The organism is Allonocardiopsis opalescens (assembly GCF_003002095.1).
Lineage (GTDB): Bacteria > Actinomycetota > Actinomycetes > Streptosporangiales > Streptosporangiaceae > Allonocardiopsis > Allonocardiopsis opalescens.
Map to the genome: position 1 here is coordinate 271,444 of NZ_PVZC01000009.1, position 26,551 is coordinate 297,994.

Below are 26,551 nucleotides of genomic sequence, written 5' to 3' on the forward strand. Positions count from 1 at the left end.
GATGGCAGGCCGGAGACGTGCGGATTCGCACGCCTTTCCCTGCTTTCCTGACGCATTGTCGCCTTCGCGCGGGCCTTGGGGCCCGCCGGGCGCCGGGCCGCCCAGCGGTCCGATTCGGCTCCGTCGCAGCGGAGACATACCATTTCGTCCGCATGATCGGCCGACTCCCCGACGGATGCCCGGCCGCGTCCCCGTCCGCCCTCACCCACCGAAGGCCCTCCACAGCGATGACCCAGTTCCCCGATCCGGAGACCTACTGGCACAGCCGCCGCAACCTCGGCTACCTGATGTTCCTGAGCCGCTGGTTGCAGGTGCCGCTGTACCTGGGCCTGATCGTCGCCCAGGCCGTGTACGTCGTCCATTTCATGGTGGAGCTGTGGCACCTGATCGAGGACTTCTCGGTGCTGGACGCCACCGACATCATGCTGCTGATCCTCGGGCTGGTCGACGTGGTGATGATCGCCAACCTGCTGATCATGGTGATCGTGGGCGGCTACGAGACCTTCGTCTCGCGGATCAACCTCTCCGGCCACCCCGACCAGCCCGAGTGGCTGGACCATGTGAACGCCAACATCCTCAAGGTCAAGCTGGCCACCGCGATCATCGGGATCTCCTCGATCCACCTGCTGAAGACCTTCATCGACGCCGACCGGATGACGGTCGAGGTCATGCTCTGGCAGACCGTCATCCACCTGGCCTTCGTGGTCTCGGCGGTGGCGCTGGCGCTGATCGACCGCATCCTCCAGCCCTCGATGCACAGCGTCAGCAAGCGGCGGCGGCCGCGCACGGGTGCCGAGGAGCAGCCCGACGCGGTGCGGGCGCCGGCCGGCGCCGACCGGGCCGAGAACGGCGAGGCCGCCGACGCCCGGTCGCTGCCGGCCTAGCGGGCCGCGATCCGCTCAGCCCAGGGCGCGCACCCAGCCGTAGGGGTCGGGGCGCAGGCCGTACTGGATGCCGACCAGTTCCTCGCGCAGCCGCAGGGTGACCGGGCCCGGGGTGCCGTCGCCGTGCTGCCAGTCGCCGCTCGCGCTGCGCACCGAGCCCACCGGGGTGATGACCGCGGCGGTGCCGCAGGCGAAGACCTCGGTCAGCTCGCCGGACTCGGCGGCGGCCCGCCACTGCTCGGTGGAGATGCGCCCCTCTTCCACGCTCCAGCCCAGCTCGGGGGCGAGCCGCAGCAGGGAGTCGCGGGTGATGCCGGGCAGCAGCGCGCCGTTGAGCTCGGGAGTGACCAGCCTCGCGTCCGCCCCCGACCCGAAGACGAAGAAGAGGTTCATGCCGCCCATCTCCTCCACCCAGCGGTGCTCGGCGGCGTCCAGCCAGACGACCTGGTCGCAGCCGCGCTGCACCGCCTCGGCCTGGGCCAGGAAGCTGGCGGCGTAGTTGCCCGCGCACTTGGCCTCGCCGGTGCCGCCGGGGGCGGCGCGGGTGTAGTCCTCGCTGAGCCAAACCCGCACCGGCTTGACCGCGCCGGAGAAGTAGGCCGCCGAGGGCGAGGCGATGACGGCGAACAGGTAGCTGGCGGACGGGCTGTTGACGCCCATGCCGACCTGGGTGGCGAACATGAAGGGCCGCAGGTAGAGGCTGTGGCCCTCGCGGGAGGGCACCCAAGCGGAGTCGTGTTCGAGCAGCAGCTCGATGGCGCGCACGAAGACGTCCTCGGGCAGCTCCGGCATGGCCATCCGGCGGGCGCTGCGGTTCAGGCGGGCGGCGTTGGCCTCGGGCCGGAACAGCGCGATGGTGCCGTCCTCCCGCCGGTACGCCTTCAGCCCCTCGAAGATCTCCTGGCCGTAGTGCAGCGCCGCCGTCGCAGGGTCGAGGCTGAGCGGGCCGTAGGGCTCCAGGCGCGCGTCGTACCACCCCTTGCCGCTCTCGTAGCGGATGGTGACCATGTGGTCGGTGAAGATCTGCCCGAAGCCGGGGCTCTCCAGCAGGGCGGCCCGCTCGTCCGGGCTGCGGGGCCGGTCGGACGGCCGCACGTCGAAGTCGAGTCCGCCGACAGAGCCGCTGGCGGTGGGACCGGTGGTAGCCATGAGGGTTCCTCTCAACGGTGCGGGCGGCGCTGCCGCGCACACTAGTCCTCTTCGTATCAGAAAGGTGGACGACCGGCATAGCGGGCAGGCCGTTCGCCCAGGTCACAACGCTCGGTGACGAGCATGTCGGAGGCGGCGGACCGCAAGGCGGCACAAGCCGACGACCGGGCGCGCCGCAGGCGCGCCCGGTCGTGGAGGATGCGGTTGTCCGCCGGGTGCGCCGCTGCGCGGGCCCGGCGTGCGAGGTCGCCTAGGCCCGCTCGGCTACTCGCTCGGCGATGGCCTCGCCGGTCTGCGCGGTGGTGCGCGGCGCGGAGCGCTCGGCGAGGTCGGCGGCGACGGCGCGCTCGACCTGGGCCGCCGCCTTGTCGTGGCCGAGGTGGTCCAGCAGCAGCGCCACCGACAGGATGGTGGCGGTGGGGTCGGCCTTGCCCTGCCCGGCGATGTCGGGGGCCGAGCCGTGCACCGGCTCGAACATGCTCGGGAAGCGGCCGGAGGGGTTGAGGTTGCCGCTGGCGGCCAGGCCGATGCCGCCGGCGATCGCGGCGCCGAGGTCGGTGATGATGTCGCCGAAGAGGTTGTCGGTGACGATCACGTCGAAGCGCTGCGGCTGGGTGACGAAGAACATCGCGGCGGCGTCGACATGGCAGTAGTCGACGGTGACCTGCGGGTACTCCTCGGCGACGCGGCGCACGGTGCGCTGCCAGAGGTCGCCGGCGTAGACGAGGACGTTGTCCTTGTGCACCAGGGTGAGCTTGCGGCGCGGCCGGTTGGCGGCGCGGGCGAAGGCGTAGCGGACCACGCGCTCGACGCCCATGGCGGTGTTCACGCTGTCCTGGGTGGCGATCTCGTTCGGGGTGCCCTTGCGCATCACGCCGCCGGCGCCGGCGTAGGGGCCCTCGGTGCCCTCGCGGACGACCAGGATGTCGACGTCGTCGGTGCCGACTCCGGCCAGCGGGGTGGAGACCCCCGGGTAGAGGCGGACCGGGCGCAGGTTGACGTAGTGCTCGAAGCTGAACCGCAGCCGCAGCAGCAGACCGCGCTCCAGCACCCCGCTGGGGACCGACGGGTCGCCGATGGCGCCCAGCAGAATGGCGTCGTGGCCGGCCAGCTCTTCGAGCGCGGAGTCGGGCAGGGTCTCGCCGGTGGCGTGCCAGCGTTTGGCGCCGAGGTCGTACTCGGTGGTCTCGACCGCGAGGCCGTGCGGCCCGCTCACGGCGGACAGCACCTTGAGCCCTTCGGCGACCACCTCGCCGCCGATGCCATCGCCGGGAACCACGGCGAGCCGAATCGTCTGCGCACCCATGCGGTCGAACCTCGTCTCATTGAGTGAGACGCCGCGCTCTGCTGCTCTGCGCTGCTCCGTGCGGCTGCTCTCATTCGGTGGGAAGTCGTGTCCAGAATACGGGCTTCCCGTGGTGTCGGCGACCCGGCGGCGGCCGGGATGCGGAGTGCCGCTCAGCGGCGCGGGTCTCCGCCGTTGTCGCGGCGGTCCAGTGCGGCCTGCAGCGCGCGGGCGGCCTCCTCGGCCGGGTCGACGTCGGGCTCGGTGTCGGTGCCCTCGTACATGACAGTGCTCCCCATTGGTCCTCATTGCTCCTAGGTCGTCAGGCGAAAGGCCGGTTGACGTGCGAAAACGATGCGCGGCACGGATGGGCGGCGACGGATCCGCCCCGGTGGTCCCGCCGGTCGGGCGGGGTGGCGGGGCGCCGCCCGGGCACGCGGGTGGGCGTGGTCGGGCGGACGGGTCGGCGGTTCACGCACTCGGCACGGCCGGCACCGGACTCCGCAGCGGGGCCGGCTCGCTCGTCCGGGGGTTCAGATCCCGCTGCGGCGAACAAGGAGTACGTCGCGCCACATGATTGGACGTCATACTAATTCGCCGTTCAGCGATCAGGCTAGTTGGAAGTCCGACTTTCTCAGATAATGAGATGCCGGGGCGGGGACGGCGGAGTTCTCGCGCTTGCGCGCTCCCCGCGTCCCCGCCCCGGCGTGTCGCCGGCGGCGCGGCGGCTCAGCCGGCGGCCGGCGCGGGCCGCTCGATCGCCTCGATCACCCGCTCGAAGCCGGAGTCTCCGTGGCCCTCGGCGATCACCTGGGCGACGAGGCGGAGCGCCGCCTCCTGCATCCCGACGTCCAGGCCGCGGTCCCGCCCGGCCTGGACGATGTGGCGCAGGGTCGCGGCCTGGGACCGGATCGCGGAGTCGGTGTCCGGGTCGAACCGGCGCTCGTCGATCTGCCGCACGTACTCGGGGGTCATGACCGAGTTGACCAGCGCGACGATGCCGGCGGAGTACGGCAGCAGGTCCTCGGCCGTCACCCCCTCCGTGCGGGCCAGTGCGATGGCGTGCATGTAGCCGTACACGGTGGTCCAGAACAGGTCGAGCAGGGCGACGTCGTAGGCGGCGGCCCGCCCGGGGTCCTCGCCGAGGAAGGTCGCGGTGCCGCCCAGCGCCGCCAGCGCCGGGCGGGCCGCATCGTAGACGTCCTGCGGCCCGCTGTAGAGAACGACCGCGTCGTCGCCGCCGATCGTGATGGTGGGCGTCATGATGGCGCCGTCGAGGTAGGCGGCGTCGCGCTTGGCCGCCCATTCGGCCATGGACCGGGCGCGGGCCGGGGTGTCGGCCGTCAGGTTGACCACCGTGCGGCCCGCGAGCCGGTCGGCGGCGCCGTCCAGGATGTCCTGGACGGCGTCGTAGTCGAGCACGCACACGACGATGAGGTCGGCGGCCTCCGCCGCCTCGGCAGGATCGGCGGCGAGTGTCGCGCCTCGCGCGACGAGTTCGTCGGCCTTGCCGGCCGAGCGGTTCCAGACGGTGGTGGGGTGGCCGGCCGCCACGAAGGCGCCGGCGAGGGCCCGGCCCATCGGGCCCAGGCCGAGGACCGCGACGGAGTCGCGGCCGGTGTCGGTGGATCGCTTCGCTGACATGCCCGTTAAGCTAAACCTTCACGTTGACGTGAGAGTCAAGTCGACCGTGGAGGAAACATGCGCATCGGGGAGCTGTCCCGCCGGACCGGCGTCAGCGAACGGGGCCTGCGCTACTACGAGGAGCAGGGCCTGCTCAGCCCGCGCCGACTCCCCAGCGGCTACCGCGAGTTCGCCGAGGCCGACGTGGTGACGGTCCGCCGCATCAGGAGCCTGCTGGCCGCCGGCCTCAGCACCTCGGTGATCGCCCGGGTCCTGCCCTGCATGGACGAGGACGGCGAGGTCCTGATCCCCACCTACGCCGAGCAGCTCGCCGACCTGGTCGCCGAACGCGACCGCATCAGCGGCGCCATCGCCGACCTCCAGGCCACCCAGGCCGCCCTCGACGCCATCATCGCCGCCGGCCAGGCCGTCGACCTCCCCGACCTCGCGGACGCCTGCCCACTGGGCTACGCAGAGGCCGAGGCGGTGGCGGGCTAAGGGCGCGCACCCGCCCCGCTCCACGGCACCCCACCCACGCCCCGCCCCGTCCGGGGGCAGACCACCCCCACACCTCAACCGCGCGGGTCCAGCATCCAGGTTGTCAAGGGGGGTGGCGAGGCCGGACGGGTCCAGGTTGGGGATGGCCGCCGGCCCGTCCCCAACCCCCGTGTGGCTCTTGACAGTGCGCGGCGGTGTGATGCGGCGGTTCCGGACAGGTGAAAGGGCCGACGGGCGCGGCGGTGGTGCCGTGCCCGTCGGCCCTTCGGCTCAGTCCAGGTCCACCGCGTGGGTCGACTCGGCGCCGATCTCGGTGGAGATGCGGTCGAGGACCTCGGCGGGGATGCGGGAGTCGACGGTGAGGGCGATCAGGGCGCGGCCGCCCTCGGTGTCGCGGGAGACCTGCATGCCGGCGATGTTCACCTCGGCCTCGCCCAGCAGGCGGCCGACGATGCCGACGATGCCGGGGCGGTCGTCGTAGAGCAGGAAGGCGAGGTGCTCGTCGGGGAGGATCTCCATGCGGTAGCCGTTGAGCTCGACGATCTTCTCGATCTGGCGCGGGCCGGTGAGGGTGCCCGAGACGGAGACGGTGCGGCCGTCGGCGAGGGTGCCGCGGACCGTGATGAGGTTCCGCCAGTCCAGGCTCTCGTCGCTGGTCACCAGGTTCACCTCGACGCCGCGCTCCTTGGCGATCAGCGGGGCGTTGACGTAGGTGACGGCCTCCTCCACCACCGAGCTGAACACGCCCTTGAGCGCGGCCAGCTCGATGATCTTGACGTCGTGCTTGGTGATCTCGCCGCGCACCTCGACGTCGAGCCGCACCGCGACGCCGCCGGCGACGGCGGTGAAGACCCGGCCCAGCTTCTCGGCCAGCGGCAGCCCGGGCTTGACGTCCTGGTCGAGCGCGCCGCCCTCGATGTTCACCGCGTCCGGCACGAACTCGCCCGACAGGGCCAACTTGACCGAGCGCGCCACCTGGGTGCCGGCCTTCTCCTGCGCCTCGTGGGTGCTGGCGCCCAGGTGCGGGGTGACCAGCACGTTGTCCAGGCCGAACAGCGGGCTTGAGGTGGTGGGCTCGGTGGCGAACACGTCGATGCCCGCGCCGGCCACCCGGCCCTCGCGGATCGCCGCGGCCAGCGCCTCCTCGTCCACGATGCCGCCGCGGGCGGCGTTGACGATGCGCACGTTCGGCTTGACCTTGCGCAGCTCGGCCTCGCCGATCAGCCCGAGGGTGTCCTTGGTCTTGGGCAGGTGGACGGTGATGAAGTCGCTGCGCTCCAGCAGTTCGTCCAGAGTGACCAGCTGCACGCCGATCTGCGCGGCGCGGGCGGCCTGCACGTAGGGGTCGTAGGCCAGCAGCCGCACGCCGAAGGCCGACAGCCGCTGCGCCACCAGGACGCCGATCCGGCCGAGGCCCAGCACGCCGACGGTCTTGTCGTACAGCTCCACACCGGTGTACTTGGAGCGCTTCCACTCGCCGTTCACCAGCGCGTTGTGCGCCGGGGCGGTGTTGCGCGCATTGGCCAGCAGCAGGGTGATGGCCTGCTCGGCGGCGCTGACGATGTTGGAGGTCGGCGCGTTCACCACCAGCACGCCCGCCTTCGTGGCGGCCGGCACGTCGACGTTGTCGAGGCCCACGCCGGCGCGCGCCACCACCTGCAGGCGGGGAGCGGACGCGATGGCCTCGGCGTCGACCTTGGTCGCGCTGCGGACGATCAGGGCGTCCGCCTCGGCCAGCGCGGGCAGGAGCTGCGAGCGGTCGGACCCGTCGGTGGAGCGGACCTCGAAGTCCTCCTCCAGCAACGCGATACCGGCTGGCGACAGCTCTTCGGCGACAAGTACGACGGGCTTGCTCACAGGTGTTCCTTATGTGGATGCGGCACCGCCGCCGCGGCGGCGGCTGCTGACCGCCCGCGCCGCGCGCTGCGCCCGGTGCCGGTGGGGACCGCGCTCCACCGGGCTCAGGGCGGTCCGGGACGCCTGGAATTCTAGCCGCTGGGGTCCTGACCGTTATGAAGAGGCCGGTAACCGGCGCACGTGACCTGCGTCCCGTCACCCTCCGGTTACCGGACGGTGACCCGCGGCGCGGGTGGCGCCGCGGGCGCCCGGCCCCGCGCCGGGTGCGGCCCGCGCCGCGCGGCCTGACCCGCGGGCGCGGGCTTCGCCCCGCTGCCCCGCCTCAGTCCGCCAGCCGGTACTGCACCGCCGACCGGCTCGCCATGATCGGGTGGATCACCTCGTCGATGATCCGCCGGTGCTCGGCGTTGTCGCGGTAGGCCAGGTAGTCGGATTCGTCGGCGAAGTCCGCCACCACCGCGAAGTCGCCGCCGCCCGCGTTGATCCCGAGATCGGGGCCGAAGGCGTAGGCCCGGATCTCGGGCACCGCCGCGGGCAGCGTGGACAGCGCCTCGACCACCCGCGCCCGCTGCTCCTCCGTCGCCTCCGCGGTCCAGTTGAAGACCACCACGTGCCGCACGCCAGCCATCGAAAATCCCCTCTTCGCTCGGTAGCCGAACCATCGTTCGGCAGCCGAACCATTGTGGCGCACCCGCGGTCCGGCGGTCCGCACCCCCCGGAACTGCGCGCCGGGCCCGCCGATCCGCCGAACGGCGCGGCCGGGACGGCGCCCGTGAGCGCGGCCCGCTAGCGTGGGAGGCGTCCGCGCGGCGGCCGCGGGCCTCGGAAGGGCGGACGCGCATGCGCACCTCGGAGCGGTTCCCGTGGAACTGGGGAGCGACCGCGTCCGAACTGGCCGCGGAGTACGCCTGCGACCGCTACCTGCCGGGCGGCGGTACGGCGGCGATGCGGGCGGTCGATGTCGACGCTCCGGCGGACATCGCCTTCCGGTGGCTGTGCCAGCTCAAGGTGGCGCCCTACTCCTACGACCTGCTCGACAACTGGGGGCGGCGCAGCCCTCGGACGCTCACCCCCGGCGCGGAGCGGCTCGCCGCCGGCGACACGGTGATGACGATCTTCCGGCTGGCCGAGTTCGAGCCGGACCGCGAGCTGGCCTTGGTACCGCTGCCGACCGGCGAGCGGCTGTTCGGGCCGATGGCCGTCGGCTACCGGGCCGTGCCGGCGGGCGAGGGAGGCAGCCGGCTGATCGGGCGGCTCTGCCTTCCGCCCGGCCCGCGCACCTACCTGCTGGCCTGCGGCGATCTGCTGATGATGCGCAAGCAGCTGCTGACGTTGGCCGCCTGCGCCGCCCGCACGTACCGCGAAGCGCGGCCGGCCTGACCGGGGCCCGCCCCCTCAGGGCCGCTCGGACCCGTCCGGCCGCGGCGGGCCGGTGGGGTCGGGCGCGCCGGGCTCGGGGGTGTTGAGGGCGGCGTGGACGCGGGTGGCGATGCGCTCGATGGTCTCGACGCCGTGGGCCATGCCGTCGTTGCCGTCGGTGAGGACGACGATGTGGTAGGTGCCGACCGGGGTGCCGGTGAAGGTGGCGATGCTGTTGACGCGCCAGATCTGGGTGTCCGGGTAGGGCAGCCAGCCGTTCTTCAGGTGGGCGGCGGCGCCCTCGGGGGCGCCGGCGGTGACGCCCCAGCGCTGGTCGGGTACGACGGAGCCCATCAGGTCGAGGGCGTAGCCGCGCTGGGCGTCGCCGAGGACGGCGTTCGGGCTGACGAGGAGGTCGAGCAGCCGCAGTTCGTCGCGGGCGTTGATCTTGGTGAGGCCGATGTGGCGGTCCTCGTTGAGGCGGGTGCGGGTCATGCCGGCGGCGTCCAGGAACTCCTGGAGCCGGGCCGGGCCGAGCAGGTCGCGCAGCCGCCGCGTGGCCTCGTTGTCGGAGACGGTGATCATCTCGGTGGCGAGCGTCTGCTCCTCGGCGGTCAGCCCCCGCCCGGCGAGCTGCGCGGTGCGCAGCAGGGTGGTGAGCACCAGCACCTTGCCGACGCTGGCCGCGTCGTAGCCGCGTTCGGCCTGGTAGCCGCAGGTCAGCTCGCCGCCGAAGGCGGACACGCCCACGGCGATGTCGCCGGAGCGCTCCGTGACGACCTCCTGGATGCCGGCCCAGACGCCGGCGGCGGCGACGGGATGCCGGGCGGAGGCGCACTCCGGCACCGGCCGCGCGGGGTCGGCGGCGTGCGCGGCCCCGGTCAGCGCGAGCACGACCGCGACGCCGGTGCCCAGCGCGGCCGCGCGCAGCGGCGGCACGGCGCGTGCGGTGTCCGGCGCACAGGGCCGGTGGTCTTCGGACATCGGCATGTCGTCCCCCTCCGAGCGGCGTACCGATGCCCGGGCCACTACCCCGGAACGCGGCTCAGCGGCCGTGCGAGGCGCCGGTGGCGTTCAGCATGGCGTGCTGGACCAGCTCCATCAGCACCCCGGCCACGGACTTACGGTCGCGTGCGTCGCAGGTGACGATCGGGATGTCGGCGCCGATGGCGAGCGCGGTGCGGATGTCGTCGACGGAGTGCTCCAGGTGGCCGTCGAAGGTGTTGAAGGCGATGATGTAGGGGACCGTGTGGTACTTCTCGAAGTAGTCGATGGCCGGGAAGCAGTCGTCGAGCCGGCGGATGTCGGCCAGCACGATCGCGCCCAGGGCGCCCTTGACGAGGTCGTCCCACATGAACCAGAAGCGGGACTGCCCCGGGGTGCCGAACAGGTACAGCACCAGGTTGTCGTCGAGGGTGATGCGGCCGAAGTCCATGGCCACGGTGGTCGACGCCTTGTCGGGGATCTGCGAGACGTCGTCACCGCCGAGCGCCAGGGGGGTCATGGCCGCCTCGGTGGTGACCGGCGGGATCTCGGAGACGGCCCCGACGAGGGTGGTCTTGCCGACGCCGAATCCACCGGCGATGACGATCTTCGTAGAAATCATTGCGGGCTTTCCAGCAGGTGGGGGACTCCGGCCGGCGGGCAGGGCACCGAAGGGTGGACAGGGCAGGGGCGGTCACGGGCGCGCGGTCGGGCCGGCGCCAGGCCAGCATCGCACACCGTAACCGCCGGTCACCCTATTCTGCCGAAATGCTAGCCGAATCGCCCCCATAGCGGCCCGCACGAGACGGAACCGGAATAGTCGCGCGTCCGGAGTGCGGCTGGGTGCGGTGCCGGTTCAGGACCCGGGAGCGGGCGGCGCCTCCATCGCGTTGACGGCCTCCACGTACCTCATGGTGGCGATCCTGGCCAGGGTGGGGTGGCCGCCCAGCGGCTCGGCCGCGGTGGCGCCGATGCCGCGGGCCAGCTCGGGCAGCCCGGCGAGGTGGGTCTCGGGGCCGACGGCGTAGGGGGCGAGCGCGAGCCGGGTGGCGCCGGAGCCGCGCAGTTGCTCGGCGGCGGACCGCACCGCGCCGGGGTCGTCCATGGCGGCCGGGACGACGTGCACGCCGAGGCGGGCGGCGAGCAGCACCGCGACCACGCCGGCCGGCGGCACCGCCTCCGCGCCGCCGGGCACCGCGAGCACGACGCCGTCGGCGGCGGTGATGACGCTGAGCATCCGCATCCGGTCCGGGCGGGCCTGGCCCGCCTCGGCGAGCCGCTGGTGCAGCGCCTCGGCCAGGGAGGGGTGCGGGCCGAGCGGGGCGGTGACGGTGCCGGGCAGGCCGGACCGCTCCAGCGCGGCGCGGATGTCGCGCTCGACGGCGGGGACGGGCGCGAGGGTGAGCGGGACGACCACGGCGCCGCGCCGCGGGCCGGCGTCGGCCGAGGCGACGCGGGCGAGCGCATCGGCCAGGGCGGTGGCGGCGCCGGCGGAGTAGCCGAGGTCGACGGAGATGTCGGGGTTGTCGGCCCGGACGAGGTGGGCGATGGCGTCGGCGGGGTGGCCCTCGGCGGCGGGCCCGGGCCCGGCCAGCACCAGCACGGGGGCGTCGGAGGATCGCTCGGTGGACAGCGGGTTGCGGTGCCTGCCGCCCGGCAGCAGCGGGCGGTTGCGCATCGGCAGGGGATGAGGGACGTTGCCTTGGGAGCTCACGCGCACAAATGGTAAACCTTCGGGGCATCGGCGAAGTCCGGTAACGCTGAGTTGTTACGGGCCGGACCTGTCGGAAGGGGCGGCGCGCCGGAACGTGTGCGGGCGGCCGCGCCCCGCTCAGCCCCGTGCCCGCGGCGCGGGGACCTCCGCGCCCGAGGCCGCCTCGATGACGCCGTCCAGGACCTCGCGGGAGCGCACCAGTTCGGCGACCATGCGGTCGAGGCGGTCGCGCTGGGCAGTCAGCTCGGCGACCAGCAGCGGGGTGGCGCTCTCGGAGGGTCCGCCGTCGGCGTCGCGCATGCACGGGAGCAGTTCGGCGATCTTCTCGCTGCACAGGCCGGCCGCGAACAGCTCCTGGATGCGGATGACGCGGTCGACGGCGGTCTCGGGGTAGTCGCGGTGGCCGCCGGGGGTGCGCTCGGCGGCCAGCAGGCCGCGCTGCTCGTAGTAGCGCAGCGAGCGCTCGCTCACCGCCGTGCGCCGTGCCAGTTCACCGATGCGCATGGCCGCCTCCGCACAGTGACTTGAATCTGACATGGGTGTCAGGTTCTACCGTACCGGCATGAACGCGACACCGCTGCTCGAACCGTACCGCCTGGGGCCGCTCGCACTGCGGAACCGGATGGTGATGGCACCGATGACCAGGTACCGCGCCGAGGAGGACGGTACCCCGGGACCGCTCGTGGCCGAGTACTACGCCCAGCGCGCGGGCGCGGGGCTGATCGTCACCGAGGGGATCTGGCCGAGCCGGGCCGGGCAGTCCGGCTGGAGGATCCCCGGCCTGGAGACCGACGGCCACGTCCGCGGCTGGCGGGCGGTGACGGCGGCCGTGCACGCGTCGGGCGGCCGCGTCTTCGCCCAGCTGATGCACGGCGGGCGCAACGGGCACCCGCTGGCGCGGCTGGCGGGCGACCTCCCCGCGGGCCCCTCCGCCGTGCCCGGCGTCGAGCCGGTGCACGTGCCGGGCGGCAAGGTGCCGCCGCCGCTGCCGCGAGCGATGAGCCGGGCGGAGGTGCGCGCCGCGGTGCGCGACCACGCGGCCGCGGCCCGCAGGGCGGTCGCGGCGGGCTTCGACGGCGTGGAGCTGCACGGCGCCAACAGCTACCTGATCCACCAGTTCCTCGCCGACAACACCAACCTGCGCACCGACGAGTACGGGCCGGCCACCCTCGGCGGGCGGCTGCGCTTCGCCGTGGAGACGGTGGCGGCGGTGGCCGAGGCGATCGGTCCCGAGCGGACCGCGCTGCGGCTGTCCCCCGGCAATCCGCAGTTCGGCATGGTGGAGGCCGACCCCGCCCCGGTGTACCGGGCGCTGCTGGCCGAGCTGGAAGGCCTGGGCCTGGCCTACCTGCACCTGACCGACGACGACCGCTACCCGGCCCTCGCGGACCTGCGGCCGCGCTGGAGCGGGCCGCTGATCGCCAATGTCGGCGAGAACCGCGCCCCGACGACGCGGGAGGCCGGCGAGGCCGTGCTCGCGGACGGCCTCGCCGACCTGGTGTCCTACGGGCGGGCCTTCATCTCCAACCCCGACCTGCCCGAGCGCTTCGCCCGCCGCGCGCCGCTCGCGCCCGTGGACCAGGCCCACCTGTACACGCCGGGCGCTCGCGGGTACACCGACTATCCGGCGCTGGAACCGGCGCGCGGTCCGGCGTCCGTGAGCGCCTGACCCGGGGCGTCAGGGGCGGGCCGGGCCACCGCCGACCCCGAGGCGGTCGATGGCGGCGGCGATCTCGTCCAGGTCGGCGCCGGTGAGGTCCAGCGACGCGGCCGGGAGCCAGCCGTCGACCTGCTCGGGGCGGCGGGCGCCGACGATCGCGCCGGTCACCCCCGGCCAGCACAGCGTCCACGCCACGGCGACGGACGCCACCGGGACGGCGTGGCGCTCGGCGACCGGGCGCAGCGCGTCGGCCAAACCGAGGTTGGCGGCCAGGCCCTCGCCGTGGAAGTCCGGGTCGCCCGAGCGCCAGTCGTTGGCGGGCAGCGCCGCGGCCCGCTCGGCGGTGAAGCCGCCGCTGAGCAGGCCGTTGGCCATCGGGCTGTAGACGATGACCCCGGTGCCGTGCTCGGCGCACCACGGGATCACGTCGGCCGCCGCGTCCCGCCTGATCGCCGACAGCGGCGGCTGGAGGCTGCCGACGGGTCCGGCCTTCTCGCTGGCCTCCAACTGCGCGACACCGTAGTTGGAGACGCCGGCGGCGCGGATCTTGCCCTCGGCGACCAGGTCGAGCATGGCCGCCCAGGTCTCTTCGAAGGGCGTGCCGTCGGTGGTCGGCCAGTGCACCTGGTAGAGGTCGATGCGCTCCACGCCGAGCCGCCGCAGCGAGTCCTCCACCTCCCGGCGCAGGCTGCCCGGGTTGGACACCTGCGCGGTGGCGGTGCTGCCGGGGCCGCCGGTGTAGAGCACGCCGCCCTTGGTGAACACGTAGGGCCGGTCGGCGTCGGGGATGTCCCGCAGGGCCGCGCCGACCACCTCCTCAGAGTGGCCCCGCCCGTAGACGGCGGCGGTGTCGACCCAGTTCACGCCCTGGTCGACGGCGTAGCGGATGGTGGCGACGGAGTCGCGGTCGTCCTGGTCGCCCCAGCCGAAGGCGGCGTCGCCGCCGCCGATGGCCCAGGCGCCGAGTCCGACGCGGGTGATGTCCATACCGGTCGCGCCGAGCGTACGTGTGGGCAGCATGAGCGATTTCCTTCTGGTCGGGTTCGGTGACAGCCGTACGGTGCGCGGACGCGACGCCCGCTCAGCCGAGCCGGGCCAGTTCCTCCTCGGGCAGGCTCAGGTCGGCGGCCCTGGCGCTGTCGCGCGCCGTCTCGGGGCGCGAGGAGCCGGGAATCGGGATGACGACCGGCGACTTGGCCAGCATCCAGGCGAGGCAGACCTGCTGCGGGCTGACGCCGCGCTCGCGGGCGATCGCGGCGAACTCGGCGTGCTGGTCGCCGAGGCCGCCGGCCCGGGTGATGCCGCCGAGCGGGCTCCACGGCAGGAAGGCGATGCCCAGCTGGTCGCAGAGTTCGAGTTCGGGCTCGCTGGAGCGGAAGCGCGGCGAGTACTGGTTCTGCACCGAGGCCAGCCGCCCGCCCAGCACCTCGTTGGCGGTGCGGATCTGCTCCGGGTCGGCGTTGGAGATGCCGGCCATCAGGATCTTGCCCTCGTCCAGCAGCTCGCGCAGCGCGCCGACGGAGTCGGCGTAGGGCACGCCGGGGTCGGGGCGGTGGAACTGGTAGAGGCCGATCGCCTCCACGCCGAGCCGGCGCAGCGACGCCTCGCACGCCCTCTTGAGGTAAGCGGGGTCGCCGTTGAGGGTCCAGGAGCCGTCGCCGGGGCGCAGGTGGCCGCCCTTGGTGGCGACCAGCACGTCGGAGGTGCCGCCGGAGTGGCCGCGCAGCGCCTCCGCGATCAGGCTCTCGTTGTGGCCGACCTCGTTGGCTTCGAGGTGGTAGGCGTCGGCGGTGTCGATCAGGGTGACGCCCTCGTCCAGGGCGGCGTGGATGGCCGCCACGCTGCGGGCGCGGTCCGGCCGCCCCTCGATCGACATGGGCATGCCGCCCAGTCCGATCGCGCCGACCTTGCGCTCGCCGATGTGACGCGTCTGCATGCGGGATTCCCCCGGAATCGTCGGTGGTGATGTGTTCGGGCGGAGGCTCCGCCACCGGACCCATTTCCCGGGCGGCCGCCTCCGACGCACGGAGTCCAGCTTGGTCCCCGCCCGGCTAAGCTGTCCAACAGCAGAAACCGATCCCATTCATCGGCCAGGGTGATGATTCGTGGAGATCCGCCAGCTGGAGTACTTCGTCGCCGTCGCCGAGGAGCGCCACTTCACCCGCGCCGCCCAGCGGATGCTGGTCGCCCAGTCGGGGCTGTCGGCCTCGATCCGCTCGCTGGAGCGCGAACTCGGCGCGGCGCTGTTCATCCGCAGCACCCGCCGGGTGGAGCTGACCGACGCCGGGCGGGCGCTGCTGACCGAGGCCCGCCACGCCCTGGCCAAGGTGGCCGCGGCGCGCGACGCCGTCGCCGCGGTGCAGGGGCTGCTGCGCGGCAGCCTGGCCGTCGGCAGCCTCCAGTGCCTGGGCGCGATCGACGTGCCGGGCCTGCTGGCGGAGTTCCACGGCCGGCACCCGCAGGTCGAACTGCGGCTGTGGCAGGACGGATCGGCCGAACTGGCCGAGGCGGTGCGCACGGGCGCGCTCGACGTCGCCTTCGTCTGCGCCCGCCCCGACCTGCCGCCCGACCTGGACGCGGCGCCGCTGGCGGTCGAGCCGCTGGTGCTGGCGTGCGCTCCCTCCCACCCGCTGGCCGGCCGCGCGGCGGTGGGCCTGGCCGAGCTGCGCGGCGAGTCCTTCGTGGACTTCAACGCCACCTGGGGCACCCGCGAGACCGTGGACCGGGCGCTGGCCGAGGCGGGCGTGCCGCGCAGGGTGACCCTCGCCGTCAACGACGTGCACTCCCTGCTCGACCTGGTCGCCCACGGCCTGGGCATCGCGATCGTGCCCCGGCACTTCTCGGCCAAGACGACCCGGGCGCGCTTCGTACCGCTGCGCGACGCGCCGTCGTGGGAGACGGTCGCCGTCACGGCGGCCGGGGGCGCGGGCGGCGCCGCCGCCCGCACCCTGCTGGAGATGGCCACCAAGCAGGCGGCCGGCTGAGCTCAGCCCTCGTGCAGCTCCAGGCTGTGGAAGCGCACCGGGAAGCCCTGCCCGGTGGGCGCGCAGCACATCACGCCGCTGAGCGCGGCTGGCTCGGGCGGGAAGTACGCCTGGCGCAGCATGGTGGCCGGCTCCGCGCCGTCGACGCCGTAGCGGACCTCGACCGCGTCGCCGGAGCGGCGCAGCTCGACCGTGACGCGCTCGGGCGCCTCGGCCAGCGGCACGACCGACCAGTCGGAGTAGCCCCGGGTGACGACGGCGCTGATGTAGTGCCGGCCGTCGACGTACTCGATGCCGGCCTTGACCCAGTTCGCGGCGTCGATGCGCAGGGCCGGGCCGGCCTGGTCGTACTGCTCGGCGTAGTCGGCGCTGAAGGTGGTGGCCAGCCGCAGCGGCCCGCGCGTCCAGCGGCCGAGGACATGGCCGTCGTCGCGGGCGTAGCCGTGCTCGGTGATCTGCCAGAAGTCGGTGCGCGGGTCGGGGGTGACGGCCAGGCCCTCCCCGGTCGCCTCCCAGCGCGCGGGCGGATTGAACCACTCCCAGCCGTCGGCTCCGAACGCCTGCACCGTCGTGGACGCGGCCATGCCCCTCCTCGGATCGTGGGGGTCCGGCGGACCCCGCGGCTCCGGCCGCGGCGGACGCCGCCCGGACGGCGGGACCGCGCCGTGCCGCGCCGGCTCTAGGCATTTGTAGCGCTTTTCAGCGCGCCTGTATCGCTTTTGGCCGTCCGACGCGGCCGCCCGACGGCGCTTGCGAAATCAGTACGGGCGTACTACTTTTTCTGTACGACCGTACCAGTTTTCTCGCTCTCCCCTAGGAGGACACATGTCGTGGGTGGTCCTGATCGCGTCCGGGCTGCTGGAAGCGGTGTGGGCGGTGGCCCTGAAGCTGTCGAACGGCTTCACCCGCATGGGCTGGACCGCGGTCTTCGCCGTGACGATCGTGATCAGCTTCGCCGGGCTGGCCTACGCGCTGAAGCACCTGGAGGTGGGCACCGCCTACGCGGTGTGGACCGGGATCGGGGCCGCGACCACGGCCGTCATCGGCATGCTGTGGCTGGGCGACTCGGTGTCCACCGTCAAGATCGTCTCGCTGGTGCTGATCGTGGCCGGGATCGTCGGCCTGAACCTCGCCGGCACCGCCCACTAGCGGCCCGGCCGCACGGCGCCGCGCCGCCCCGGCAGGCGGTAGCGTCGCGTACCCGGGAGGCACGAAACAGGGCGGAAGGGGGTGGCATGAGCCGTCGACCGCGCTCGGCCGGGCAGCCGGAGCCCCGCCAGGAGCGCAGCCAGCAGCGCAGGGCCGCCATCGTGGCGGCGGCCGAGGAACTGCTGCGCCGCGACGGGTTCGAGGCGGTCAGCCACCGCACGGTGGCGCAGCTGGTGGGCGTCTCCCCCGGCTCGGTCACCTACTACTTCACCAGCCTCGACGCCCTGCTCGGCGAGGCGGCCGCGCTGCTGACCCGGCGCTGGATCCGGCACGCCCGCGAGGTCACCGCGGGCCTCGGCCCCGGTCCGCTGGCCCTGCCGGCCACCGCCCGCGCGCTGGCCGCCGCGATCCTGCCCGACGAGCGCGACATGGCGGTGCTGTGCCACTACGAGACGCTGCTCGGCGCGGCCCGGCACCCCGGAGTGGCCAAGGCGTACGGCGATGTGCGGCCCGAACTGGAAGGGTGCGTCGCCGAACTGCTCGCGGCCGCCGGGCACCCCGGCCTGGTGACGCCGTCGGCCGCGATCGCCGCCGTCGACGGCGCCGCCCTGGGCGCGCTGGCCGAGGGCGACCCCCGGGTGAGCGAGCGCGCCGAGCAGGTGCTGGCGGAGCTGCTCGCGGCGCCGGAGCGCCGACGCGGCGGCTAGCACGGCGGAGAGCGGCGGAGCGCGGCAGAGCGCGGACGTGGGAACGACCGGTCGCTGCCCCACGCGGCGACCGGCCGTCCCCAAGACACGCGGACCCGTTACGTTGCCCCACGACCAGGGCCCGCGCTACCCCTTACCGCCAGTCGTTTCCCGTCCCCATCGGCGTAAGGGAGTTGTCGCCGCCCCCGGGTCGGTCCGCCTGGCCGGCGGCTCTGTCCTGAGCGGCTGGGCTCCAGCCTGCCGCCCGCCGCTTGCGTTTCACTTGCGGTGGGCTTTCGGTGGCGCGGTGCGTAGAGTGCGGGCATGTCAGCGCGCGAGCCCGGCCGGGCGCCGGGCCCCGGCGGGGACCCTACGGGCCCCGTCGTGGTGGGTGTGGACGCGGGCGGTACCACCACCCGCTGCGTGGCCGTCGGCCTCGACGGCGTGGTCGTCGGCGCGGCCCGCGCGGCCGGCGCCAACCAGAACTCCAGCGCCGACCCCTCGACCGCGATCTCCCAGGCGCTGCTGGGCGCACTCGGCGGGATCACCGCGCGGCGGGTGGTCGGGGGCGTGGTCGGCATGGCCGGGGCCGGGGCGGGCGGGCGGGCCCGCGCCGAGGAGATCGTCGGCCGGGCCTGGTCCGGCGCCGGGCTGCGCGGCGCGCCGCGCGTCGGCGACGACATCGTGGTGGCCTTCGCGGCCGGCACCACCGCGCCGCACGGCACCGTCATGATCGCCGGCACCGGCGCGGTGACCGCCGCCCTGCGCGACGGCGAGGTGGTGCGCCGCTGCGACGGCTACGGCTGGCTGCTGGGCGACGAGGGCTCGGCGGTCTGGCTGGGCCGCGAGGCGGTGCGCGCCGCGCTGGCCAGCTGGGACGGCCGGGGCCCCGCCACCACGCTGAGCACCCAGGTGCCCGTGGTGCTCGGCACCCCGGTCGGCGACCCCCAGCCGCTGATCCGCGCCGTCTACGACGCCGCCCCGGCGGACCTCGGCGCGGTCGCCCCGGTGGTGTCGGCCGCCGCCGCGGCCGGCGACCCCGTGGCCTGCGAGATCGTCGACTACGCCGCGCACCGCCTGGTCGCCGCCTACGCCGCCGTGCGCGCCGACCCCGGCGCCCCCACCGTGCTGGCCGGCTCGGTGCTGCGGGCCGGGCCGGTCGCCACCGTCGTGCGCCGCCGGCTGCGGGAGGAGTTCGGCGCGCAGACCCACGACGCCGCCGACGGCGCCCTCGGCGCGGCCGCCCTCGCCCTGCGCGCCGCGGGCGCCGACCCCCGGGCGCACGCCCGCCTGCTGGACGAGGGCTGACGCCCGCCGCCCTGTTGACTCGGCGATCACAAAGAAGGAAACTTTCCTTCGTGACGAAAACGTCGAAGCTGACGCGCGGCGGCCCGCTTGATCCACCGGTCGGACCCACCGTGGTGCGGATCCGCTCGCTGCTGCCGTCGCTCGCCCCCGCCGAGCAGCGTGTGGCGCAGCGCATCATCGACGACCCGGAGAGAGTGGCCGCGTCGTCCATCACCGAACTGGCGAAGGACTGCGAGACCTCCGAGGCGACGGTCATCCGCTTCTGCCACACCATCGACTTCTCCGGCTACCGGGAGCTGCGCCTCACCCTGGCCAGCGAGGCCGGGCGGGCCAGGGGCGCGGGCGAGAACAACCGGGCGGTCGCCGCCGACATCTCCCCCGACGACACCCTGGCCCGGGTGGTCGAGAAGATCGCCTTCGCCGACGCCCGCGCCGTCGAGGAGACCGCCGCCCAGCTCGACGTCGCCGTCCTGGAGCGGGTGGTCGAGCTGATCACCGCGGCCGGGCGGGTCGACCTCTACGGGGTGGGCGCCAGCGCCTTCGTGGCCGCCGACTTCCAGCAGAAGCTGCACCGCATCGGCTGCACCTCCTTCGCCTGGTCCGACGCGCACATCATGCTGACCAGCGCGGCCGTGCTCTCCCCCGCCGACGTCGCGGTCGGCATCTCCCACACCGGCGCCACGGTGGAGACCATCGACGCCCTCGCCGAGGCGCGCCGCCAGGGCGCCACCACCGTCGCGATCACCAACTTCCCCCGCTCCCCCATCGCCGAGGCGGCGGACCTGGTGCTGACCACCGCCGCCCGCGAGACCACCTTCCGCTCGGGCGCCACCTCCAGCAGGCTCGCCCAGCTCACCGTCATCGACTGCGTGTTCGTCGGGGTGGCGCAGCGCCGCTACACCGACGCGCGGCTGGCCCTGGAGACCACCCGCGAGGCGGTCCGGGGCCGCCGCGTCGGCCAGGAGCCCAGGAGGCGCAAGTGACGCCGTTCCAGGCCGGCGGGGCCGGTTCGGACGCACGCGAGGGCGGGACCCGCCATGCGGCCTCGGGGGGCCGCATGGCGTTCGTCGAGTCGCCGACCGAGGCGCGCAACCCGCGCACCCTGGACATCGACACCCTGTCCACCGCCGAGGTGCTGCGCCGGATCGCCGACGAGGACGCCCTCGTCCCGGCCGCCGTCGCCGCCGCCGTGCCGGAGCTGGCCAGGGCCGTCGACCTCGCGGTCGGGGCGCTGCGCGGCGGCGGGCGGCTGCACTACTTCGGCTCGGGCACCTCCGGCCGGATCGCCGCCCAGGACGCCGCCGAGCTGCCGCCCACCTTCGGCGTCGAGCCCGAACTGGTGGTGGCGCACCACGCGGGCGGGGTCGGCGCGCTGCTGCGCGCCACCGAGGGCGTCGAGGACGACGAGGCGCAGGGCGCCCGCGACGCCGCCGAGGTCACCGGCGCCGACCTGGCGGTGGGGCTGGCCGCCAGCGGCCGCACCCCGTACGTGGCCGGGGCGCTGCGCACCGCCGCGCGGGCCGGCGCGCCGACCGTGCTGCTCACCGCCAACCCCGCGGCCGAGTTGGGCCGCAGCGTGGACGTGCTGGTGGCGCTGGACACCGGCCCCGAGGTTCTGGCCGGGTCCACCCGGATGAAGGCGGGCTCGGCGCAGAAGATGGCGCTGAACGCCTTCTCCACCGCGGTGATGATCCGCCTGGGCCGCACCTACTCCAATCTGATGGTCGCGATGAACGCGACCAACGCCAAGCTGCGCGGCCGTGCCGTGACGATGCTCGCCCAGGCCAGCGGCGCGGGGCTGGACGCCTGCGCCGACGTACTGGAGCGTTCGGGGGGAGACACCCGGGTGGCGCTGGTGTCGCTGCTCGCCGAGGTGCCGGTGGAGGCGGCCGCCGAAGCGGTCGGCGCGGCCGGCGGCTCGGTGCGCGCGGCGCTGCGCCGGCTGGTGGAGCCGTAGTGACGGATCCGGCGGCCCGCCTCCACGGGCCGGCCGGGGCACAACCCAGTTGGGAAATCGGAAAGGGGTCTCACATGCGAACCCGTGGACCTGCGCGCGCACGCTCCCGCGGCGCCCGGACGGCGCTGCGACTCGCCGCCGCGGCGGCCGCCCTCCCCCTGCTCGCCGCCACCGCCTGCGCCCCCGGAACCGGGGGCGGCGAGGAGGGCGGTGACGGCGACGTCACTCTCACCGTGTGGTCGTGGCGGCCCGAGGACGCCGCCGGCTACGAGCGGATCTTCGACGTGTACGAGGAGCAGCACCCCGGTGTCACGGTGGAGTTCGAGGGCCACCAGAACACCGAGTACCCCGCGATCCTGCAGACCGGGCTGACCCGGTCCAGCGGCGGGCCCGACGTGGTGCAGCTCAAGCCCTACGGCCCCATCCAGGCCTTCATCGGCGCCGGCCAGCTGGTCCCGCTGGACGACCACGTCGACCTGTCCGACTGGGCGCCCGAGGTGGTGGACTCCGCACGCGGGCGCGAGGACGGCGGCCTGTACGGCGTCCCGTTCGCGGTGCAGACCCTGCACGTGCTGTACAACCCGGCGATCTTCGCCGAGCACGACCTGGCGCCGCCCGAGACCTGGGAGGACATGGTCGCCGCCGCCGAGACGCTGCAGGAGGCGGGGGTCATCCCCTTCGCCACCAGCGCGCAGGAGCCGTGGGTGCTGGCTATCCTGCGCGAGGTCTTCGGCGCCACCCGCACCGGCGGCGAGGAGTTCGCTCAGCGGGTGCTGACCGGCGAGACCGACTTCACCGACCCCGACTACGTCGGGGCGCTGGAGGTCACCGCCGGCCTTGAGCCCTTCTTCCCCGAGGACTCCACCGCCGTCAGCTACACCGACGCGCAGACCCTGTTCACCAGCGGTGAGGCGGCGATGTACCCGGGCGGCGCCTATGAGCTGGCGCCGTTCCAGCAGGCCAACCCGGAGCTGGAGATCGCCTTCTTCGACGCGCCGCCCGCCCCGGACGCCGCGGTGGACCACGCGCTGACGCCCGGCTTCTCCGACGGCTCCTACGGGGTGAACGCCGCCTCGGCCAACCAGGAGGCCGCCATCGAGCTGGTGCAGTGGATGGCCACCGAGGAGTTCGGCCAGCTCTTCTCCGACGAGCTGCGGCAGATCTCGACCGTGCCCGGGGTGACGCCCGCGGACCCGCTGCTGGCGGATATGTCGGCCGCCTACGCCGACCACGGCACCCCGTACATGATGTCGGTGCACTTCGGCTACGGCGACCCGCTGGGCCGCGACGCCGAGGGCCAGGCGCTGGCGGACATGATCCTCGGCAACGCCACCGGCGAGGAGGCCGGCGAGCGCGTCCAGGAGGAGATCTCGGCGTGGTTCGAGCCGAGCAGGTAGTCGCCGAGGAGCGGGCGGCCGCCGGACCCAGGTCCGGCGGCCGGGCCCGCGCGTCCGGGGGCGGGCGTGCGAAGGGCCGCCCGCCGGGCCGGCGGCCGCCGGTGGCGCTGCTGGCCGCGTTCATCCTGCCCGCGCTGGCGCTCTACACCGTCTTCATCATCTACCCGCTGTTCAGCGCGCTCCAGTACAGCCTGTTCACCTGGGAGGGCACCCGCCAGGCCGGCTTCGCCGGGCTGGACAACTTCACCCGGCTGTTCAGCGGCGTCTACGCGGAGCGGTTCTGGCGGGCCTTCGGCCACAACGGCCTGTTCTTCCTCGGCACGATGGCGGTGCAGACCACCCTGGGGCTGGCCTTCGCGGTGCTGCTGCACCGCTCCCGCTTCGGCAAGCGCTTCCTGCAGACCGCCTACACCCTGCCCTACCTGGTCAGCCCGATCGTGGTCGGCTACCTGTGGAGCCTGATGCTCAGCCCGCAGTTCGGCGCGGTGAACGAGGCGCTGCGCGCGGTGGGCCTCGACGCGCTGGCGCAGCCGTGGACAGGCGATCCGCAGCTGGCGCTGCCGACGCTGATCCTGGTGAACACCTGGCAGTGGATCGGCTTCCCGATGCTGCTGTTCTCGGCCGCGCTGGCCGGCATCCCCGAGGAGTACGCCGAGGCGGCCCGAACCGACGGCGCCTCGGGCGCGCGGGTGTTCTGGCACGTCACCCTGCCGCTGCTGCTCCCGGCGATCGGGATCGTCAGCGTGCTCACCTTCATCGGGAACATGAACGTGCTGGACCTGGTGTACGCGATGCAGGGCTCGCAGGGCGCCCCGGCCGGGGCCACCGACGTGCTCGGGCTGCTGTTCTACCGGACCGCGTTCCAGAACCCCGACCTCAACGCGATCGGCCAGTCCTCGGCGCTGGCCGTGGTGATGTTCGTCTTCATCTTCGGGGTGTCCATCGTGGCCACCCGGGTGCTGCGCAGGGCGGAGGAGCGGCTGCGATGACGACCACGCTGGAGTCCCCTGCGCCCCCTCCGGCCGCGGCGTCCGCGCCGCCCCGCCCGCGCCGGGCCCGGCGCGGCGCCCGCGAGCTGCTGGGCGGCGCGGCCGTCCAGCTGCTGCTGTGGGGCTACGCGGCGGTGGCGCTCGCGCCGCTGCTGCTGATGCTGATCAGCTCGCTGCGCCCCGAGGCGGAGCTGCGGCAGGACCCGCTGGGCCTGCCGGTCCGCCCGGCGCTGGAGAACTACACGACGGCCTGGACGCAGGCCAATTTCAGCGGCTACTTCATGAACTCGGTCGTCGTCACCGTGTCGTCGATCCTGCTCGGCACCTCGGTGTCGGTGCTGGCCGCCTACGCGCTGGCCCGCTTCCGCTTCTTCGGCGACGCCCTGCTGACCGCCTTCTTCATGGCCGGGCTGATGATCCCGATCCGGCTGGGCGTGGTGCCGGTCTTCTACCTGCTGGACAACCTCGGCCTGCTCGACTCCCAGCTCGGCCTGATCTGCGTGTACGCGGCCAGCGGGGTGCCCTTCTCGGTCTTCGTGCTCACCGCCTTCTTCCGGCAGCTGCCGGTGGAGCTGGAGGAGGCGGCCCGCATCGACGGCGCCGGGGAGTTCCGGGTCTTCGGCCGGATCATGCTCCCGCTGGTGCGCCCGGCGCTGGCCACCGTGATGCTGTTCCAGTTCATCGACCTGTGGAACGACTTCTTCTTCCCGCTGGTCCTGGTGGACCGCGAGCACTACACCCTGCCGGTGGGCCTGACCACTTTCTTCACCGAGTACGGGCTCAACCAGTCCCTGCTGTACGCGGGCCTGGTGATCACCACGGCGCCGCTGGTCGTGCTCTTCCTGATCGCGACCCGGCAGATCATGACGGGACTGACGGCGGGGATCGGGCGCTGAGGCCCCGGGGGCGAGGGCGTTCCGCGGCGCCCGCCAAACCAGAATGGCCTGATTACGCCAAAAAAGAAGACTGGAAGGAAAAGTAAACGAACGCGGTTTACGGTCGAGGCATTCCGAGGTGAGGAGTGCTTCATGCCGTTGAACGCCGTGGACATCACCAACCTGGGCAACGCCCACGCCGCCACGCTCGGCCCTCTGGTGGCGGCCGCGCCGAACGCTCCCGTCGCCTACAACTCCGGGGCGGCCACCACCGCCACGGGCTTCGCCGCCGACCTCGCGAACGCCTTCGCCGCGGCGGCCCCGGCGCAGAGCACCGTGGCGGTGGACACCCTGATCCGCGACATCACCAAGCCGAGCTTCCCGTTCAGGCCGTGGCTGCTCACCCTGATCGACGCGCTGGACGCGCTGAACGCCACCCAGGTGCCGGTGAACAACGGCCTGCCCATCCCGGCGAACATCTTCAAGCCCGCGGAACTGGCCTCCTTCGCCGACATCGCCCTGTTCGCGTGCGGGGACGCGGCGAGCTTCCCGGGCAATATCGCCGACGACCAGGACTACTACTACGAGTCGCAGGTCATCAACCGCGCCTACCGGGCGCACACCGACAGCCGCCGGAACGAGCAGGACCTGGCGGCGCAGCGCAGCGGCCCCTCGGAGCTGTCGCCGCCGCACGCGCCCGAGGCCTTCGCCGATATCGGGCGGTCGATCCGCACCTCGCTGCTGGCGGCGCGGATGGGCGTCTGCTTCACCTTCGCCTGGGGCGGCGTCGCCCCGCTGCTGGACCGGATGCACCGGGGCCAGAGCGGCACGGCCGCCGCCGCTCCGACCTTGAACCGCCTGGAGATCGTCGCCGTCCGCAACCACGTGTTCGTGCTGATCAACCGGGCCGGTCCCGCCGTCGCCCCGGGCCAGGTCCTGCCTGCCCCCGCCGGCTGGGGCGGCGCGGCGGTGATCACCCTCGACCTCTGGCTCGGTTCGCTCGGCCACGGCTACGTGTTCACCGGCATCAACGGCCCGAACATGAACTTCCTGCACCGCACGCTGAAGTCGCACTTCGACAGCGCCCACCACAACTGGCGCGGGGTCTGACGGCCGGCGCCCGTCCGGCACCTCGGGGGCGCCGGACGGGCGGACCGCTGCCCGCCTCAGCTCGCGCCGTACTCCGCGCGGATGCGGTCGGCGAAGCCGGCGAAGGAGGCGGCGTGGGTGAAGGCCGAGCGCATGGTGCCGGCGTCGGCGACGCCCTTGCCGGCGATGTCGAAGGCGGTGCCGTGGTCGACGGAAGTGCGCAGGATGGGCAGGCCCACCGTCACCGAGATGGTGCCGTCGAAGTCCAGGGTCTTGGCCGGGATGTGGCCCTGGTCGTGGTACTGCGAGAGGACACCGTCGTAGCGGCCCTGGACCAGCTGGTGGAAGACGGAGTCGGCCGGGACGGGGCCGCGCACGTCGGCGCCGGCCTCGCGGGCGCGGCGCACCGCCGGGCCGATGTGCACGATCTCCTCGTCGCCGAAGGCGCCGTTCTCGCCGCCGTGCGGGTTGATCGCGGCCACGGCCAGCACCGGCTCGTCGTGGCCGAAGACGCGCAGCGCGGTCAGCGCCTCCTGGATGCCGGCGTGCACCCGCTCCTCGGTGATCTGCTCGATCGCCTTGCGCAGCGAGACGTGCCGGGTGGTGAAGAAGATCTTCTTGCCGCGCACCACGAACATGGTGTTGTGGCGGGTGCTGCCGGTCAGCGCGCCCAGCATCTCGGTGTGGCCCAGGTGCTCGGAGCCGGCCGCCCAGATCGCCTCCTTGTTGATCGGCGCGGTCACGATCCCGGCGGCGCGGCCCTCCATAGCGGCGGCCGTCGCCACCTCGATGGCGCGCACGGCGGCGCGGCCGGCGGTCGCCGAGACCTCCCCCCAAGGCAGCTCGGCCTCACCGACCACGTCGATGTCGAAGCAGTCGACGACGCCGGCCTCGGCCGGGGGCAGCTCCCAGGAGGTGACGGCGCGCACCTCGGCGTCCAGGCCGCACACGCGCATCGCGCGGCGGAGCACGCCGGGGTCGCCCACCGCCACGCCCCGCGCCGGGTCGCCGGGCGCGGCCTCGGCCAGGGTGCGCACGGTGATCTCCGGGCCGATGCCGACCGGGTCGCCGACGGTGACGGCAAGGATCGGACGCTCGCTCATG

General features: G+C 73.8%; 28 protein-coding genes. 14 read left to right on the top strand and 14 right to left on the bottom strand.

Annotation, left to right across the window (positions count from 1 at the left end):
• The first annotated feature begins 227 nt into the window (after nt 1-227).
• Nucleotides 228-884, top strand: coding sequence for a TIGR00645 family protein (locus CLV72_RS27080; RefSeq protein ID WP_106251977.1), 657 nt, complete (start codon nt 228-230; stop codon nt 882-884).
• A 15-nt stretch (nt 885-899) separates the two neighbouring features.
• Here the strand turns inward: CLV72_RS27080 and CLV72_RS27085 are convergent, their stop codons facing one another.
• From CLV72_RS27085 to CLV72_RS27095, 4 genes are all read right to left on the bottom strand, one after another.
• Nucleotides 900-2,033 carry a branched-chain amino acid aminotransferase gene (locus CLV72_RS27085; protein ID WP_106251979.1) on the bottom strand — a complete coding sequence of 378 codons (1,134 nt, stop codon included), beginning with the start codon at nt 2,031-2,033 and terminating at the stop codon, nt 900-902.
• 250 nt (nt 2,034-2,283) lie between these two features.
• Nucleotides 2,284-3,339, bottom strand: a complete 1,056-nt coding sequence (locus CLV72_RS27090; protein WP_106251980.1) for a 3-isopropylmalate dehydrogenase — start codon at nt 3,337-3,339, stop codon at nt 2,284-2,286.
• A 152-nt stretch (nt 3,340-3,491) separates the two neighbouring features.
• A complete protein-coding gene (locus CLV72_RS33735; RefSeq protein WP_281262443.1) occupies nt 3,492-3,617 on the bottom strand; it encodes a hypothetical protein in 126 nt (41 codons plus the stop codon).
• A gap of 430 nt (nt 3,618-4,047) precedes the next feature.
• On the bottom strand, nt 4,048-4,962 hold the full coding sequence (locus tag CLV72_RS27095; RefSeq protein ID WP_106251982.1) for an NAD(P)-dependent oxidoreductase: 915 nt from the start codon (nt 4,960-4,962) through the stop codon (nt 4,048-4,050).
• Nucleotides 4,963-5,019: 57 nt separating this feature from the next.
• Between CLV72_RS27095 and CLV72_RS27100 the strand changes: the two genes are divergently transcribed.
• Nucleotides 5,020-5,439 carry a MerR family transcriptional regulator gene (locus tag CLV72_RS27100; protein WP_106251984.1) on the top strand — a complete coding sequence of 140 codons (420 nt, stop codon included), beginning with the start codon at nt 5,020-5,022 and terminating at the stop codon, nt 5,437-5,439.
• A 270-nt stretch (nt 5,440-5,709) separates the two neighbouring features.
• Here CLV72_RS27100 and serA read toward each other — a convergent pair whose 3' ends face one another.
• Nucleotides 5,710-7,296 carry a phosphoglycerate dehydrogenase gene (gene serA, locus CLV72_RS27105; protein ID WP_106251987.1) on the bottom strand — a complete coding sequence of 529 codons (1,587 nt, stop codon included), beginning with the start codon at nt 7,294-7,296 and terminating at the stop codon, nt 5,710-5,712.
• 322 nt (nt 7,297-7,618) lie between these two features.
• Complete coding sequence (locus tag CLV72_RS27110; protein ID WP_106251989.1) at nt 7,619-7,924, bottom strand: Dabb family protein; 306 nt, start codon at nt 7,922-7,924, stop codon at nt 7,619-7,621.
• 212 nt (nt 7,925-8,136) lie between these two features.
• On the opposite strand from CLV72_RS27110, the gene CLV72_RS27115 reads away from it, so the two are divergent.
• Nucleotides 8,137-8,676 (top strand): hypothetical protein, encoded by a 540-nt coding sequence (locus CLV72_RS27115; RefSeq protein ID WP_106251992.1) that lies wholly within the window; start codon nt 8,137-8,139, stop codon nt 8,674-8,676.
• A gap of 15 nt (nt 8,677-8,691) precedes the next feature.
• On the opposite strand, the gene CLV72_RS27120 is transcribed toward CLV72_RS27115, so the two are convergent.
• The 4 genes from CLV72_RS27120 to CLV72_RS27135 form a co-directional block, all read right to left on the bottom strand.
• On the bottom strand, nt 8,692-9,645 hold the full coding sequence (locus CLV72_RS27120; protein WP_106251994.1) for a serine hydrolase: 954 nt from the start codon (nt 9,643-9,645) through the stop codon (nt 8,692-8,694).
• 55 nt (nt 9,646-9,700) lie between these two features.
• Nucleotides 9,701-10,261: a GTP-binding protein gene (locus CLV72_RS27125; protein WP_106251997.1), complete on the bottom strand. Its 561-nt coding sequence runs from the start codon at nt 10,259-10,261 to the stop codon at nt 9,701-9,703.
• Between the two features lie 234 nt (nt 10,262-10,495).
• Nucleotides 10,496-11,353 carry a sirohydrochlorin chelatase gene (locus tag CLV72_RS27130; protein ID WP_146159580.1) on the bottom strand — a complete coding sequence of 286 codons (858 nt, stop codon included), beginning with the start codon at nt 11,351-11,353 and terminating at the stop codon, nt 10,496-10,498.
• Nucleotides 11,354-11,470: 117 nt separating this feature from the next.
• The gene (locus CLV72_RS27135; protein ID WP_106252003.1) at nt 11,471-11,857 is read right to left on the bottom strand and encodes a MerR family transcriptional regulator; all 387 of its coding nucleotides are present in this window, start codon (nt 11,855-11,857) and stop codon (nt 11,471-11,473) included.
• 58 nt (nt 11,858-11,915) lie between these two features.
• Here CLV72_RS27135 and CLV72_RS27140 point away from each other — a divergent pair, with 58 nt between their 5' ends.
• Nucleotides 11,916-13,022 (top strand): alkene reductase, encoded by a 1,107-nt coding sequence (locus tag CLV72_RS27140; protein ID WP_106252281.1) that lies wholly within the window; start codon nt 11,916-11,918, stop codon nt 13,020-13,022.
• Nucleotides 13,023-13,031: 9 nt separating this feature from the next.
• Here the strand turns inward: CLV72_RS27140 and CLV72_RS27145 are convergent, their stop codons facing one another.
• Complete coding sequence (locus tag CLV72_RS27145; RefSeq protein ID WP_245930470.1) at nt 13,032-14,033, bottom strand: aldo/keto reductase; 1,002 nt, start codon at nt 14,031-14,033, stop codon at nt 13,032-13,034.
• Between the two features lie 61 nt (nt 14,034-14,094).
• Nucleotides 14,095-14,949 (bottom strand): aldo/keto reductase, encoded by an 855-nt coding sequence (locus CLV72_RS27150; RefSeq protein ID WP_106252005.1) that lies wholly within the window; start codon nt 14,947-14,949, stop codon nt 14,095-14,097.
• Between the two features lie 169 nt (nt 14,950-15,118).
• Here CLV72_RS27150 and CLV72_RS27155 point away from each other — a divergent pair, with 169 nt between their 5' ends.
• A complete protein-coding gene (locus tag CLV72_RS27155) occupies nt 15,119-15,997 on the top strand; it encodes a LysR family transcriptional regulator (protein ID WP_106252007.1) in 879 nt (292 codons plus the stop codon).
• Between the two features lie 2 nt (nt 15,998-15,999).
• Here the strand turns inward: CLV72_RS27155 and CLV72_RS27160 are convergent, their stop codons facing one another.
• Nucleotides 16,000-16,581, bottom strand: coding sequence for a DUF1349 domain-containing protein (locus tag CLV72_RS27160; protein WP_106252010.1), 582 nt, complete (start codon nt 16,579-16,581; stop codon nt 16,000-16,002).
• Between the two features lie 241 nt (nt 16,582-16,822).
• Here CLV72_RS27160 and CLV72_RS27165 point away from each other — a divergent pair, with 241 nt between their 5' ends.
• From CLV72_RS27165 to CLV72_RS27205, 9 genes are all read left to right on the top strand, one after another.
• Nucleotides 16,823-17,146 carry a DMT family transporter gene (locus CLV72_RS27165; RefSeq protein WP_106252013.1) on the top strand — a complete coding sequence of 108 codons (324 nt, stop codon included), beginning with the start codon at nt 16,823-16,825 and terminating at the stop codon, nt 17,144-17,146.
• Between the two features lie 86 nt (nt 17,147-17,232).
• Complete coding sequence (locus CLV72_RS27170) at nt 17,233-17,853, top strand: TetR/AcrR family transcriptional regulator (RefSeq protein WP_106252015.1); 621 nt, start codon at nt 17,233-17,235, stop codon at nt 17,851-17,853.
• Between the two features lie 303 nt (nt 17,854-18,156).
• Nucleotides 18,157-19,140 (top strand): N-acetylglucosamine kinase, encoded by a 984-nt coding sequence (locus CLV72_RS27175; protein ID WP_106252018.1) that lies wholly within the window; start codon nt 18,157-18,159, stop codon nt 19,138-19,140.
• Between the two features lie 50 nt (nt 19,141-19,190).
• On the top strand, nt 19,191-20,123 hold the full coding sequence (locus tag CLV72_RS27180) for a MurR/RpiR family transcriptional regulator (RefSeq protein ID WP_106252020.1): 933 nt from the start codon (nt 19,191-19,193) through the stop codon (nt 20,121-20,123).
• 74 nt (nt 20,124-20,197) lie between these two features.
• Nucleotides 20,198-21,097, top strand: a complete 900-nt coding sequence (locus CLV72_RS27185; protein ID WP_106252285.1) for an N-acetylmuramic acid 6-phosphate etherase — start codon at nt 20,198-20,200, stop codon at nt 21,095-21,097.
• Nucleotides 21,098-21,171: 74 nt separating this feature from the next.
• A complete protein-coding gene (locus CLV72_RS27190) occupies nt 21,172-22,494 on the top strand; it encodes an ABC transporter substrate-binding protein (protein WP_106252022.1) in 1,323 nt (440 codons plus the stop codon).
• Nucleotides 22,473-23,483 carry a carbohydrate ABC transporter permease gene (locus tag CLV72_RS27195; protein ID WP_245930471.1) on the top strand — a complete coding sequence of 337 codons (1,011 nt, stop codon included), beginning with the start codon at nt 22,473-22,475 and terminating at the stop codon, nt 23,481-23,483. Before CLV72_RS27190 ends, CLV72_RS27195 begins: the two co-directional genes overlap by 22 nt.
• Nucleotides 23,480-24,379 (top strand): carbohydrate ABC transporter permease, encoded by a 900-nt coding sequence (locus CLV72_RS27200; protein WP_106252024.1) that lies wholly within the window; start codon nt 23,480-23,482, stop codon nt 24,377-24,379. The genes CLV72_RS27195 and CLV72_RS27200 overlap by 4 nt, the downstream gene beginning before the upstream one ends.
• Nucleotides 24,380-24,511: 132 nt before the next feature.
• On the top strand, nt 24,512-25,468 hold the full coding sequence (locus CLV72_RS27205) for a hypothetical protein (RefSeq protein WP_146159581.1): 957 nt from the start codon (nt 24,512-24,514) through the stop codon (nt 25,466-25,468).
• 56 nt (nt 25,469-25,524) lie between these two features.
• Here the strand turns inward: CLV72_RS27205 and pdxA are convergent, their stop codons facing one another.
• Nucleotides 25,525-26,550: a 4-hydroxythreonine-4-phosphate dehydrogenase PdxA gene (pdxA, locus tag CLV72_RS27210; RefSeq protein ID WP_106252029.1), complete on the bottom strand. Its 1,026-nt coding sequence runs from the start codon at nt 26,548-26,550 to the stop codon at nt 25,525-25,527.
• Nucleotide 26,551: the final 1 nt, after the last annotated feature.

Bases quoted from the DNA above. Each gene is read 5' to 3' on its own strand.
- CLV72_RS27080 (WP_106251977.1), top strand. From the start codon at position 228: ATGACCCAGTTCCCCGATCCGGAGACCTACTGGCACAGCCGCCGCAAC.
- CLV72_RS27085 (WP_106251979.1), bottom strand. From the start codon at position 2,033: ATGGCTACCACCGGTCCCACCGCCAGCGGCTCTGTCGGCGGACTCGAC.
- CLV72_RS27090 (WP_106251980.1), bottom strand. From the start codon at position 3,339: ATGGGTGCGCAGACGATTCGGCTCGCCGTGGTTCCCGGCGATGGCATC.
- CLV72_RS33735 (WP_281262443.1), bottom strand. From the start codon at position 3,617: ATGGGGAGCACTGTCATGTACGAGGGCACCGACACCGAGCCCGACGTC.
- CLV72_RS27095 (WP_106251982.1), bottom strand. From the start codon at position 4,962: ATGTCAGCGAAGCGATCCACCGACACCGGCCGCGACTCCGTCGCGGTC.
- CLV72_RS27100 (WP_106251984.1), top strand. From the start codon at position 5,020: ATGCGCATCGGGGAGCTGTCCCGCCGGACCGGCGTCAGCGAACGGGGC.
- CLV72_RS27110 (WP_106251989.1), bottom strand. From the start codon at position 7,924: ATGGCTGGCGTGCGGCACGTGGTGGTCTTCAACTGGACCGCGGAGGCG.
- CLV72_RS27115 (WP_106251992.1), top strand. From the start codon at position 8,137: ATGCGCACCTCGGAGCGGTTCCCGTGGAACTGGGGAGCGACCGCGTCC.
- CLV72_RS27120 (WP_106251994.1), bottom strand. From the start codon at position 9,645: ATGCCGATGTCCGAAGACCACCGGCCCTGTGCGCCGGACACCGCACGC.
- CLV72_RS27125 (WP_106251997.1), bottom strand. From the start codon at position 10,261: ATGATTTCTACGAAGATCGTCATCGCCGGTGGATTCGGCGTCGGCAAG.
- CLV72_RS27135 (WP_106252003.1), bottom strand. From the start codon at position 11,857: ATGCGCATCGGTGAACTGGCACGGCGCACGGCGGTGAGCGAGCGCTCG.
- CLV72_RS27140 (WP_106252281.1), top strand. From the start codon at position 11,916: ATGAACGCGACACCGCTGCTCGAACCGTACCGCCTGGGGCCGCTCGCA.
- CLV72_RS27145 (WP_245930470.1), bottom strand. From the start codon at position 14,033: ATGCTGCCCACACGTACGCTCGGCGCGACCGGTATGGACATCACCCGC.
- CLV72_RS27150 (WP_106252005.1), bottom strand. From the start codon at position 14,949: ATGCAGACGCGTCACATCGGCGAGCGCAAGGTCGGCGCGATCGGACTG.
- CLV72_RS27160 (WP_106252010.1), bottom strand. From the start codon at position 16,581: ATGGCCGCGTCCACGACGGTGCAGGCGTTCGGAGCCGACGGCTGGGAG.
- CLV72_RS27165 (WP_106252013.1), top strand. From the start codon at position 16,823: ATGTCGTGGGTGGTCCTGATCGCGTCCGGGCTGCTGGAAGCGGTGTGG.
- CLV72_RS27170 (WP_106252015.1), top strand. From the start codon at position 17,233: ATGAGCCGTCGACCGCGCTCGGCCGGGCAGCCGGAGCCCCGCCAGGAG.
- CLV72_RS27175 (WP_106252018.1), top strand. From the start codon at position 18,157: ATGTCAGCGCGCGAGCCCGGCCGGGCGCCGGGCCCCGGCGGGGACCCT.
- CLV72_RS27185 (WP_106252285.1), top strand. From the start codon at position 20,198: ATGGCGTTCGTCGAGTCGCCGACCGAGGCGCGCAACCCGCGCACCCTG.
- CLV72_RS27190 (WP_106252022.1), top strand. From the start codon at position 21,172: ATGCGAACCCGTGGACCTGCGCGCGCACGCTCCCGCGGCGCCCGGACG.
- CLV72_RS27200 (WP_106252024.1), top strand. From the start codon at position 23,480: ATGACGACCACGCTGGAGTCCCCTGCGCCCCCTCCGGCCGCGGCGTCC.
- CLV72_RS27205 (WP_146159581.1), top strand. From the start codon at position 24,512: ATGCCGTTGAACGCCGTGGACATCACCAACCTGGGCAACGCCCACGCC.
- pdxA (WP_106252029.1), bottom strand. From the start codon at position 26,550: ATGAGCGAGCGTCCGATCCTTGCCGTCACCGTCGGCGACCCGGTCGGC.